The following is a 12,072-nucleotide window of genomic DNA, read 5'->3' as shown; positions in this document are numbered from 1 at the left end:
ATACTCAATTAATCATATTTTAAATGCTCATTCAGAATGATCTCAATCATTTTCAAATTTAAAGTATATTAGATATAAAATAGTAATTACTTAAAATGGTGAATATTTACATAAAAGAACCTTGGGCGATAGATGCAAAAAAAGCATTGAATTTTTTTGTGTCGAGAATGGGAGATGAAAGATGGTTGAAAAGACGAGACAAAGTTGTATCATATTTTCGTGAGGTTGAAGCTATTCAGTATGGATTTAAAAAAGCGGAAAGTAAAGATGGCAAACTCGTCATGCCAATTGCTTTTTATGATGACTGGATTGCATGGTATATGTATCTGGTAGAAAGTATCTTTGAAAGACCTTTATCTGGTGACGCTCTACAATCCGCTCGTATATTTCCGTTTTTTTCGATGATAGGGAAGAATCTTTCAACACTTCTTGAGATTGATGGGATAGAGAAAAAGATTGAGGAATTATTGAACGAAAAAAAGAATCACCCTGATACCATTTTTTTTGAACTGGCAGTTGCAAATTTATATTGTAAAAATGGATGGAAAGTATCCTTTATACCTGAAAGCACTTATTATAAATCTCCGGACTTGCAGATTAGAAAAGATGGACAACAATATTGGGTTGAATGTAAAAGAATGCAGAAAGTTCCGGATTATTCTGAAAGCGAAAGGTCAGAATGGCAAAACAGATCTTTACGATTGACTGCCATTTTGCAAGAATATAAATTGTCGTATTCCATTGATATTATTTTTAAGGTTCCAGTTTCAGAGACAGGCGAAAATATTTTAGTTGATTGTTTTAATGAATATCTTAAAATTCATAGTGGAGATAAAAGAGCACAAATTCAAACTTCTGAAATTGAAATTTCATTTAGACCGTTGAACTTGGCTTCTATAAATAGAGAATTAAAAGAAAGAGATATTAGAAACAATTCACCGGAATTAATTGAGGTTTGCATTGGAAAATATGAAAGTGGGGGTAATTATGTGACCGTATTTAACCACGATGAACTATATAAATTGGGTAAGGATAAAAATTTTGATATTCTAAATCTTTACATTGACAAAGTAGGAAGTATAAGTATTCTTAAATGGACAAGTGTCTCCGAACATTCTATAAATATGAAAGCAAAGGACGTAAAACGACTTCTTGTAAAAGCAGTAGATCAAATACCACTTGATGGTCCAGGAATTATTCATATCGGCTATGAAAATTTGGACGGACCATATGTAGAAAGAAAAAGATTTTTGAAGTCGGAGGAAATAATACAGGGATTTGATTATAAAGAAAAAGATATCCGAGCGATACATTGTAATAGTATTCAGCTGCTTGCTTCCAGTAATAATTTTGATTGGGCTGAAACTACCTGTTTTTATAAACAAAGCCATTATCCTGTTCTAAAAAATGATTTGCTTTTGGCTGATTCAGTAAGTGGCTTTAATAGACCTCACTGGGAAGATGATATAGAAAATTTAGAAGGTAATCAATATAATTAGTGAGCTTTTAAATATTTAGTGGGAGCTTCCATTGATAATTAGAATTGATTGGATAGAGCCATTGTATTGTCCTGAGACAAAGTATCATCTGATATTTTATACCTTTGCCGCGATTCTCAAGTTTAATTTGAGTTTTCATGGTTATTAGTTTTTATCCCCATCTTCTTGGGGATTTTTTTGTTTAAAACTTTTTCTTTGTATTGTCGAAGCAATATTTATCACTAAATTATTTGATTTTTTAAATATTTAATAACGTAATTTATAGTCATGATCAAAAAAAAGAGATCGAAATTGATGCTCAAAACCTATTTTACTTAACTTCACTAAAAGTTCTAAATAACAAACATTATTTTGTTCTTGAGTACAGCGAAAAAAGAAAATTTATTGTCTTCTACGCTAAGACAAACAAATCAAAAGTTACTCTTAAGCTTTCTCCTCCAGTCAAGTATAATAATTGCATTATTTTGACGGGGAAATTTTTTTCAAAACAGCGATACACTGTTTTTGATATTTTTATTTTGGATAAAAATGTGTTTTTATTTATAGAAGAGCAATTAATTGAAATTAAAGATTCAGATCAAGTGTTGATTAAACTTTCAAAAAAACGTACTTCAATCAAATAAAAAATCCCAAGCCAATTTGGCTTGGGATTTTTTATTTGGAATCAATATTTGTTTGATGATTATATTCAAAAATATCCGCAGCTTCTTTATCCCATCGTTTCCTAGGCAGCAATACGATTGTTGTGAATAAATCTCTTTTTTTATCATAGCTGTCAATTCTTTCAAGCCGTCCTCCATAGTCCTTGTCAGCAAGCGGATTAAGAGAATAGGGTAGAATAGTATCGGTTTTATTTAGATAGAAAATACTGTAGGTCTCTCTACTTATAATTTGGAATCTTTTAAAGTGTTTTTTTCCATAAAGTACAGTGTCATTTAGATTTTTCCGTTGCTGATAGTTGGATATAGGTAAGTCAATCCACATTGCTCCGTACCTTTTATTTTTGACATTTCTACCATTTTCAAATTTTTGATCTTTAAAAATCAAAGATTTTGACTGTAAAGTATTTCCAATGCTGAAATATAATGAATCACGGATATAATATACACTGTCAATTATTTCTGGAATTTGAATATTGGGGACTAATTCTATTAAGTCCTTATCCTGGTAGTTCATTTTGGACAAAATGATCTGTTGGTGCTCTTCAAGACCTTTTGAAGCACTGTAATAAATATTCGTGACTATATCAATTCCACCTCTTTTACTTTGAATTTTTTTTCCCTTATTACAAGAAACTAGAAATAAACAAAAGAATAATAAAGCAAAAACTCTCATAGATATTAAATTTTTCGGGAATGGCTCTGCTGATTCTTTACCTCATTAGTTTCCGAATTATCCTTTTGAAAGGCCTGCTCATTAGAGTTGAATCTTTTCATCTTATTATCATACAGATTCAGCATCTTGTATTGGGGGTTGAGAATTGCTTTTCCTTCGACTATATTATTTTTCAGATCTGAAAATTTTACCGAAACAATATTGCCTTTTTCAAGTGATTTGGTGGTAATTTCTCTGTGCTTATCGTTATCAAAATGAAGTTTTGCTTTATCAATGATCTTTTCAATGTCAATTCCGTAGTTTTTATTAAAAACCTGAAGCTTGAAATTTCCTTTTTCATTCTTTTCTTCATTCAATTGTAGCTTTACAAAAGCATCCTCTTTTGCATCCAAATGTTTATTATAAATCTCCGTTTTAACAGATCTGCCTTCTAAAAGATTGATCGCTTCTTTAGCCGTAAAGTTTCCATTAGCGGAAAATGTATGGTTTAAGTTGACATCCTTCTCATTGTTCTTAAGATTTGCAAGGAAAGAGTTTAAGTAGAAGTTTTCATTTTTTTCAGATTTTTGAAATTTCAGCTCAAAATTGATTTCATTGTTTTTGAAAGATGCTTTATCTGAAGAAATATTGATGATAAATTCTTTTTTATCTGAAGCTAAATTATCAGCCAGTTCCGTATGAACTTTTTGTTCTTCGCCAAAACCTAAATACTTGATCTGATCTTTTAAATCTTGTAGATTTCTATTTTCTTCAGGATGCCCGTTTTTTAGCCTGTTAACTTTATTGTATTCTGTTTCCAGGTTTTGAAGAATTTCTGGCTTCTCGGTTTGTTCTTTGGTGAGCACTAATGAAGTACCGTTCAAATTAACGCGTAGTGTCTCATTTGGATTTAATTTCTGCCCCGCTTTTTGCAGCATATTAACCAAATTATTAGGAGTGGACATTTTTTCAAAAAACGGTTTCTCTTGATTGGGCAGTTCGATTTTTACTTCTAAATCGGCTTTTTTGGATTGAAATACATTATTTTCCATGTTGTTAATATTATGATTGTTATGTAATTTGTTATCTAAATCATTTATTTGCTTGGATCGAAAATTTAGCAATCCCGAGAGTAGCTGCAGTCTTTCGCTGTCATTTTTTATAATTATTTTGAAGTCTGCTCCTGAGGAATTAAAAGGTGAAATAGTTAGATCAATTCCGGAAAACATTTTTCTCTTGTTTTGAAGATTTTCTATAAGAGAGTTATAGCTGTCAATTTCACTTGAGATTGAACCACGGAGCCCTTCTTTTAACCAAATACTGTTGTTTGTATTTCTAAAGTATTCAGATATAATCTCAACTTCTGATTTTAATGCGTCATCGCTTTTCATTATTGCTATATATTTGGATGTGAGGTTACCAATAGAGATTTCTATCACTCATTAAATGTGATAGATCATAATTGCGAATTTTAAAGATCTTATCATTTATACCTAACAGAAACAAAATTTTACTTTTCGTCTGCTGTTCTGTATCAAGTATAATCTGAATTGATTTATACTTTATCTTTAGATAATTTTGACCTTTTAGCTGAATGGTTTCAGAGACAACTCCTTTATCTAAAAGTTCAAGATAGAGTACAGTTAATTCAAAATTTCGCAGTGAATGAAATAAATGAATCTTTGGTACGACAAGATTTTTCTGAATGTATCGTCTAAATAAAAAGGATTTTATTTCTTTTTTATTTTTTGACGCGGTAATGATAATTAGCGAATTCCTTAGATAATCACAATGTTTATTTTGTAAAAAAAGCATTGCTTCCAAAATGTATCTGAAACAGTATATATTATGGATGATCAAATCACCAAAATGATTTATAATCTGGTAAAAAGACTTTGTCTCTAGTGATGAGCCATCTCTGTAAATAATAGTCCAGCTATTCTTTCTGAATCCTAAAAAGTAGAGATTTCCATTTTCACTGATTTTTCCCTGAAATATCTTTAGCGTTTCTAAGCTTAGGAGCATGATAATTATCATTATTACCGTCCTCTGGAATGAGATGTTGACCTTGATGCTTCTTCTGCATCTCGTTTCTCTTCCTCTTTCTTTTGATTAGCATCTTGATACATATCTGGATCGTTAACCTGAAGATTAATATTGCTCTTTTCTTTTTCCTTATTAGTATTTTCATTTAAAGAGGATTGAGAAGCAGAGATTTCTTTGCTGACAATATTAAGGTCAGTTATGATATTTTTATTATCAGGATATTGCTCTGATTTCGATTTCAGGTGTGCTTTTAGTTTTTGAAGCTCGACCTGATATCTTATACTTTCTTTTTGTAGTTGATTTTCTTCCTGCATTCTAGCAAGCTTCTGAATGCCTTTTATGATCAAGAAACTAAGACCGCCATCCGTCGCAAGGGATAGTATCAGGAGTGATTTTGAACTTGCGCTCAATTTAGCCTCATTTTTTGATGCCGGACTTATCTGTATGGTGGTTTCATCATCTAACTTAAGCTCTTTACCTTTTCGTAATTGCTGAAGCTGTTTTTCTGAGATATTGTGACCGTTAACATTTTTGAGCTCGTATTTTGTTGTATCCACATCTTTTATCGTATTGTCTTTTTTATCCAATTCAAAAATCCTGGACTGGAACTGCTTATTTTTTTCTTTGAACGGGTTTATTATAAAAACATTATCAAATTTTGCGAGTTCCTTTTCATCAGCATCATCTATTTTAAGAACCGTTTTTTCAACACCGGTCTGAATAATCTGAATTTTATCTCCAACTTTAAAATCTTTAAGACTATCTTCAAGCTTGTTTCCGAAAAAGATTGTTTTTCCCCTTTCGTTTTCTATTTCAACAAATGTGGTCATTTCGTTTTCCGGGTTCTTATTAAAGTACCCTGTTCCAATATGAGTGATGTTTCCATAGTCAGCCATCACTTTGTAAAGATTTCTATTGCTTGAAGAAATTTCAAAAAGTTCGGCAGTTGAAAGGTCTTTGTGATTGACTATATCTTTATTATAAACATTGACATCAAGCTTATCGTCATTTATTTTAAAAGTGAGCCTGTTTTTATCATTTTCGGCAATGAGAATTCCTCCTTTAAGAAAATCATCAATTTCTTTTTTTGAGAGTTTCTCGGAAAAATGATCCTGCTGATTCATGATTCCGAACTTTCTAAGTTCATCTGTAAGTAAGGTGCTAGTATTTTCCATAATTGTAATCTGAAATTGCGTTGTTTGTTTTTATTAAGTCATTTAAGAAATGAACCGGATCTATATATTTTCCTCTTTCTTTCACTGAAAAATGCAGATGCGGTGCAGTGCTTTTCCCGCTATTACCACTTATAGCGATAATATCACCGGCATAGACGAAGTCGCCCAATGAAAAAAAAGTTTTTTGCAGATGCAGATATATGGTCTCAAAATCGCCGTGCTGTACTTTGATGTAATTTCCTGCACCATTACTGTAACCTGTATCACTAATGATTCCATCCAATACTGCAAATACATAATCGCTGTTAGCCCGCAGGTCAACACCGGCATGAAATTTTTCAATTTTATCGATGGGATGAAAGCGATGCCCGAAATTCGAGGTGATCTTCATTTTTTCTAAAGGCATATAAATAATCTGTAGTTCTTCAGTTGGGTATTTTTCGTATTCTAATAATGAAAGTTTTTTATTTCTGTATTTTTTTTCGGATGGATGATTCTCTGACAATGAATCGTCTTCCGACGTCGCTTGAATATCATCATCTTTTTTAATTGAATTGGCTTGTGGAGTAGTTGTTTGCTCAGTTTCATTTGCTGCATTATTCAATGAATCTTTACTCTTCTCAAAATATTTTTTATTCAACTTCCCTGCAATATGGTAAGACAAAAAGCTGGTGGTGAATTGATTTTGTAAAGAGGAGTTCAATCGAATAGTATTGAGTTTTCCTTTATAGGAAGCCGTATTAAATTGAGGTAGGAAATTTGAAAAAATTAACAAATGCATCAGTATTACTGTTTTTTTCATTTTTTTTAAATTTTATGTTGTTAGAGTTACGGATTGAAGTCCTTAATGATCAACTCTACTTCTCTGTTGATTCGTAGAAAGTTCGACATCAGGATTTTCTCTTTATCATTTTTTCCTGACTTGTCTTTAAAGTTATAATACACGGGCATTTCAATATAGTTAGCTTCCTCATCCTCGATACTTTTCATATCAAGATTGATTCTGCCGTGTATGGCCGAAGTTTTATATTCTTCAGTTTGATTATTTTCATCACCTGCGATAATACCCACCATTTCTCCCGTTTTTAATCCTGCTATTTTACCGGCAGGAATGAGGTTATCCATCTTTTCCTGAATTGAAATGGTCGTTTGATTATTATTGATTGACATAGACTGGCTTTTTTGTTTTACTTTGCCAAATACTTTTTCAAGCCAATCCAGTGTACTTTTATCTCGAGCACTGCCACTGAGAATATTTCCGATGATTGCTGTAATCGTGTCTGCAACTTCTTTTTTATAAAATTGGCGGAACTGGGGAATTTCCTGCAGTCCAAGGAGTACAGCTACTTTATTGCTTCTTGCAGTAGCAATTAAATTATCTATCTTATGTATATAAATAGTCGGCAGCTCGTCGGCAATAATTCCGCTTGGTAAATTGCCTTTGGAATTAATCTGTTTTAATAGTCTATTTAATATGGTAGAATATAATGCAGAATTAATATCCTGTGTATTGGGATCAGACGCTAAGACAATGATTGTAGGGTTTTTTCTGTCAGAAATTTTAAGTTTGACATCATCACCTGAAAATACCCAGAAACTTTCCTTCGTTGCCAATCTGGATAGAAATATCTTAAGTGTTCCGATCTGTCCTTCCAGCTGGTCGAAAGCCCTGTTATCAAAAGCCGATTTAAAAGTTGATAATAGAGAATGCAGCTCTATATTGGTGAAAAGAGTATTGAAAATTTCCTCGTAACCACGGTTCATAAATGAAAGCAGATGCGGTAAGGTCGAAAATCTGCCCTCTTCATATTTTGCAAGAAAAGCGATGCATGATGCTAGAAAATTGATGGCTGACTGGGTGAAAAACTGATCACTTCCACCTCCTGACCCACCACCTTTTTGAAGTGAAGACACCATTGCTTCCGCCATTTCCTGAGCTTCTGCTAATGTAGCGAGATATTCTTTTCTTAAAGGATTGACTCTTTTTGATCTTTCAACTTCATTAAGATTAATTACCGCAAACTCGTGCTTATAGCTCTCGTCATGTTGCCTTTTCAATTGATAATGATAGTACGCTATCTTTCCCAAATCTGGAAATTTATAATCATAAATACAGAGACAAAATCCTTTGCCAATCAATTGCCTGATCGCCGGATTAATAATTCCAAAAGATTTACCACTACCGGGCGTTCCTATTACAAGTGTACCTCTGAATGGATTGATATTAATCCATCCGTGATTCATCCGTTTGTTATAATAAAATAAGTAAGGGATGTTGATTGAAAAGTCATTCGTAATTAATTCCTTGTTTTGATCGAATGATTCTTCTTCAATGTTCCAGCGGTCTTTACCAAGCTTGATTTTCATAATCTTGCTGATGTTGTCAGCACCTAAAAGGGTTATTAAAACACCTACGAATGAAAGTAATGCGTAAACAGCCTGATAGATATTAAAATAGGGAGTAAACTGCGGGATGTCTTTTCTAAATGTATCATCTATAAATGCCAATGAACCAAACATCATCAGTAATCCAACGACTATTGGTAAAAGGATTGATTTTGTAATATTAATATCTTGATTTTTTTTTGGCTTTGTACCAATTGCAATTAGTATGATTAACAGAAGTTCAGCAAGTTTGGCATGGTACGGAGGAAATAGAAATGGCATTTTCGCAAATGATTTCAATAGCTTTGGAAGTATCGGAATCTGAGTACCTCCAAAAAAGATAATGCTGCATTCAATCAAAACCAGCATATAGACTGCTTTCTGAAAGAATCCGTAGATTTTTTGTTGTTCTTTACTTTCCTGCATTGTTTCTCAAATTGAATTATATAAAAAGCAGACAGCCAGGAGTTCCCAGCTGTCTGCTATACTTTAGATGTAAATGAATATTAAAAAGTGTCAGCCTGTAAAATATCTGAGTATTTAATCTCCAGATTAATTGTTCTGCCGCTGATTTGATTTTCGATCAGCCTGATGTTTAGAACCTTGTTATTCGGATAAGTGAATTTCTTAAAAACGAAAATATTTCTGTAAGACTTTTTAAATGTCTTTAAGTCATACAGACGGAATACAGGCTCTATCTCAATAGACTGAACATTCGTGGCTTTGTAAACCTTTTTATCATCGATAGAAAACTTAAGTTTGTCAATATCATAGATGAGATTTGTATTGTTTTTAAAACTAATATCTAGAAATACATAATCACCAAAAGCGTATACATTATTAAGCTGCGATTCGATTCCCAAATCTCTGTTTCTACGTATTTTATTTGCTTCTTTTTTTCTGATAATCTCCACCGAATATTTTCTGAGTTCGGCACTGGACATCTGGTAATCCGGATATTCAAGAGCCTGCATGTCTTCAGGTAAAATTTCAATGTTGGTCATTATAGTCGCACTGCTGTCAACTTTATAGATCAGCTTGTACTGAGCCATAAAGGATTGTCCGACAATGGTAACAATTCCTAATTCCTGATTATCATAATAATAAATCGGAGTTTCCTCTTTTATTCTAATACTGTCGGTAGCGGAATGGCTTTCCTCTTCAAACTGTTGTATTTTAATTCTTACAACATTTTCTGTAGGAAGATCGCCTATAAGGTGTTTCGTACTTAAATCAACAAACTGAATAGGCTGGGGGCTCCTGAAATGAAGATTGACATTACCTGTAATATAGATTTCGGGAAGATTATTTTTATATACTCTCGATAGTACTGTATTCTGAGCGGATGTCTCCGTAGAAACAAGCATCAGCATAAGGATAATAATGAAATTTTTCATAGATTATGGATTGGTGTTTTTCTTATAAATGTTCTTTTTCTTTTTTTCAAGTTCTTTGTTGTCAATGAGGTAAACGAAAGAATTGTATTTAATTTTTGCCTTGTTTTTCCGTATTACGTCCGATATTGTTTTTGAGGTGGATTGATATACTGAGCTAAGCGTCGTGGTAAAAAAATCAGCGCTACCACTGGAAAGATTTTGACCTTGCACAATGTTTTCTCCCATAGATCTTGTCATTTCACGGAATGCCGAACTTGGGACATACAATCCTTCCATGCCATCAACATCATAGATATTGAGACTGATAGGAAGAATCTCGTTCTGATGCATTACCGATACGATGTTAAGGTTCACCCTTTGCAGTGAAAATCCACTGATCAATGCGTAAAGGGGAGTACCTTTCGATATTTTTGCATTTCCGACGTATACATCTTCGAGTAGGCGAATCCTTATTCTGCTTCCTGCAAAGCCCTTAATGTTTTCGTCGATCACAGCTTTGATAAAGTTATTTTCACGTTGTCTGAAGATCGAATTGAATTCTGTGCTTTTCGAGGCTTTTGTTACATCCAATGTAGAATTGAGAAAAAAATCCATCTCTTTCTCATTTTTCTTCATTTTCTCAATGGCTTTGGCTTGATTTTTAAGTTCAGGGTTGTTTGCTTTTTCGATACTATCCATTAACATCATCTGCTCTCTCATCAAGGTCATCTGATCCTTTTTCCAGTCGGAATTTTCAGCACTCCGAGTATCAGCTTTTCCTGAATTGTTTACCCCGTTATTGTCACCATTGAGCATTTTTAACATTTTCATACTTCTGTCGTACTGATCATCCTCACGTTCTTTCGACTGTTTAGCATCCATCGCGTTATAGTAGGACTGTCGATTGGCCTGTCGGGAAAGATTATTCAGACGTTCTTTTTCTCTGACATAATTCATACTGTCAATATGCCTTTTCTGTCGCTCTGAAAGATCATCATCAAATTTTTCAAGACTTTCATGCTCATCACCGAAACCGTCAATCATGGTTCTTCCATCGGTTCTTTTATCAAAGAAATCAGCATAAGCGTCGGCCTTTCCTTTAATTTCAGAGCGTTCTCCAACTTTTCCGAAATCGGTGGAAATGTCTTTACTCTCAGCCAGTTTATTTTTGTCTTTTCCTGAGTTTTCCGTGAATTGAACATAAAAATACCCTATCATTAAAACGAATGGCAGGGCGATGAGGGGAAGAACATATTTAGGTTGTTTTAAATTGAGTTTTTTCATCTTGAATTATTTATATTGTATTTATCGAGGAGATATTTAATTCTCGAACTATCGGAAGAACTCAATATCTTTTTTTTCCGATAGTAATCAAGTTCTTTCAGCGCTTCTCTTATACCCAGAATTTTTTCTGTCTCTGTAAACGGCGAGTTGAATGAGGTAGCAGCATCCTTTAGGACATTTTGCTTTTTCATCGTTTCGTATTCAGGAATGGAAACTTTTTGTATGTAAATCAAGCTTCCAATTGAGAATAGGGTGGACAAAAAAATCAATCCAAACATGAGATAAAATGTTCTCTTCGGCTGACGTTCTGCAAATTGTTCCACACTTTTCCATATGGTTGATGGATTTTTACTGATGATTTTATTTTGCTGTTCCATTATCTAAATTTTTCTTTTACGGAAATGTCCGAGTTATCTAATGTTTTCCATTTTTCGATCAGAACACCATGAGGATTATTGGGAGATCGGGGAAGATCTTGCAAAAAACCTTCAGTGATCAATTTTCTGACGATAAGCTGCGTCTTTCGGTTAATGGTCTGTTTGCCATAGTAAATAAATTTTAAGTTCTGCTCATCGAGTTTAATGCTGTCTGCTTTTATAGTCATCACACTATTGGAAGAAATGATCTGGTTGTAAAATCCCTTTTCCTTCAGATTCATATACTCCTTCATACCACTGTCATCGATCAGATACAATGCTTTTCGTGTCTGAGATTTTATATAATCGTCATCTGCTGAAAGTGTGAAAAATAAAGAATGAAACATATCGACTTGAGCTTTATATTCAACAGGTCTGTTTAGGAGCAAATCGGTCTGCTTGACTAAAACAGGAACCCCGTTATCTAAAATATAGATGGATTTTCTTGCATCTTTTATCTGTTTATATGAGAAAACAAATCCTGCAATAACGACGATGACTGATAAAATTATGCAGCCAATGGAAGTTACTTTATTGATCTTGATTTTTTTTTCAATGTTTTTTACAACTGCCATAA

Annotated in this window: 10 protein-coding genes; 1 reads left to right on the top strand and 9 read right to left on the bottom strand. The window is 33.1% G+C overall.

Features of this window, described 5'->3' with window-relative positions:
• The first annotated feature begins 95 nt into the window (after window positions 1-95).
• Complete coding sequence (locus K319_RS0111420) at window positions 96-1,499, top strand: hypothetical protein (RefSeq protein ID WP_002977303.1); 1,404 nt, start codon at window positions 96-98, stop codon at window positions 1,497-1,499.
• Window positions 1,500-2,153: 654 nt separating this feature from the next.
• Here K319_RS0111420 and K319_RS0111410 read toward each other — a convergent pair.
• The 9 genes from K319_RS0111410 to traK all read right to left on the bottom strand — a co-directional run bounded on the left by K319_RS0111410 (window position 2,154) and on the right by traK (window position 12,070).
• Window positions 2,154-2,834 carry a hypothetical protein gene (locus tag K319_RS0111410; protein ID WP_002977304.1) on the bottom strand — a complete coding sequence of 227 codons (681 nt, stop codon included), beginning with the start codon at window positions 2,832-2,834 and terminating at the stop codon, window positions 2,154-2,156.
• Window positions 2,835-2,839: 5 nt separating this feature from the next.
• The gene (locus K319_RS21080) at window positions 2,840-4,204 is read right to left on the bottom strand and encodes a hypothetical protein (RefSeq protein WP_050791093.1); all 1,365 of its coding nucleotides are present in this window, start codon (window positions 4,202-4,204) and stop codon (window positions 2,840-2,842) included.
• A 648-nt stretch (window positions 4,205-4,852) separates the two neighbouring features.
• Complete coding sequence (locus K319_RS0111395; RefSeq protein WP_002977307.1) at window positions 4,853-6,034, bottom strand: hypothetical protein; 1,182 nt, start codon at window positions 6,032-6,034, stop codon at window positions 4,853-4,855.
• Window positions 6,021-6,836 (bottom strand): M23 family metallopeptidase, encoded by an 816-nt coding sequence (locus tag K319_RS20275; protein WP_002977308.1) that lies wholly within the window; start codon window positions 6,834-6,836, stop codon window positions 6,021-6,023. The genes K319_RS0111395 and K319_RS20275 overlap by 14 nt, the downstream gene beginning before the upstream one ends.
• 26 nt (window positions 6,837-6,862) lie before the next feature.
• On the bottom strand, window positions 6,863-8,845 hold the full coding sequence (locus tag K319_RS0111385) for a type IV secretion system DNA-binding domain-containing protein (RefSeq protein WP_002977309.1): 1,983 nt from the start codon (window positions 8,843-8,845) through the stop codon (window positions 6,863-6,865).
• A gap of 80 nt (window positions 8,846-8,925) precedes the next feature.
• A complete protein-coding gene (gene traN / locus K319_RS0111380) occupies window positions 8,926-9,816 on the bottom strand; it encodes a conjugative transposon protein TraN (protein ID WP_002977310.1) in 891 nt (296 codons plus the stop codon).
• A gap of 3 nt (window positions 9,817-9,819) precedes the next feature.
• Entirely contained in the window at window positions 9,820-11,079 is a 1,260-nt protein-coding gene (gene traM / locus K319_RS0111375) for a conjugative transposon protein TraM (protein ID WP_002977311.1), read from the bottom strand.
• The gene (locus tag K319_RS0111370; protein WP_002977312.1) at window positions 11,076-11,456 is read right to left on the bottom strand and encodes a hypothetical protein; all 381 of its coding nucleotides are present in this window, start codon (window positions 11,454-11,456) and stop codon (window positions 11,076-11,078) included. Before K319_RS0111370 ends, traM begins: the two co-directional genes overlap by 4 nt.
• Window positions 11,456-12,070, bottom strand: a complete 615-nt coding sequence (gene traK, locus K319_RS0111365) for a conjugative transposon protein TraK (RefSeq protein ID WP_002977313.1) — start codon at window positions 12,068-12,070, stop codon at window positions 11,456-11,458. The genes K319_RS0111370 and traK overlap by 1 nt, the downstream gene beginning before the upstream one ends.
• Window positions 12,071-12,072 lie beyond the last annotated feature (2 nt).

Source organism: Epilithonimonas caeni DSM 17710 (assembly GCF_000426465.1).
In the GTDB taxonomy this organism is placed as follows: Bacteria; Bacteroidota; Bacteroidia; order Flavobacteriales; family Weeksellaceae; genus Epilithonimonas; species Epilithonimonas caeni.
This window is presented reverse-complemented; position numbering and strand designations above follow the sequence as displayed.

Coding starts and splice junctions, on each gene's coding strand:
- K319_RS0111410 (WP_002977304.1), bottom strand. CDS start 2,834: ATGAGAGTTTTTGCTTTATTATTCTTTTGTTTATTTCTAGTTTCTTGT.
- traN (WP_002977310.1), bottom strand. CDS start 9,816: ATGAAAAATTTCATTATTATCCTTATGCTGATGCTTGTTTCTACGGAG.
- K319_RS20275 (WP_002977308.1), bottom strand. CDS start 6,836: ATGAAAAAAACAGTAATACTGATGCATTTGTTAATTTTTTCAAATTTC.
- K319_RS0111385 (WP_002977309.1), bottom strand. CDS start 8,845: ATGCAGGAAAGTAAAGAACAACAAAAAATCTACGGATTCTTTCAGAAA.
- K319_RS0111395 (WP_002977307.1), bottom strand. CDS start 6,034: ATGGAAAATACTAGCACCTTACTTACAGATGAACTTAGAAAGTTCGGA.
- K319_RS21080 (WP_050791093.1), bottom strand. CDS start 4,204: ATGAAAAGCGATGACGCATTAAAATCAGAAGTTGAGATTATATCTGAA.
- K319_RS0111420 (WP_002977303.1), top strand. CDS start 96: ATGGTGAATATTTACATAAAAGAACCTTGGGCGATAGATGCAAAAAAA.
- traK (WP_002977313.1), bottom strand. CDS start 12,070: ATGGCAGTTGTAAAAAACATTGAAAAAAAAATCAAGATCAATAAAGTA.
- traM (WP_002977311.1), bottom strand. CDS start 11,079: ATGAAAAAACTCAATTTAAAACAACCTAAATATGTTCTTCCCCTCATC.
- K319_RS0111370 (WP_002977312.1), bottom strand. CDS start 11,456: ATGGAACAGCAAAATAAAATCATCAGTAAAAATCCATCAACCATATGG.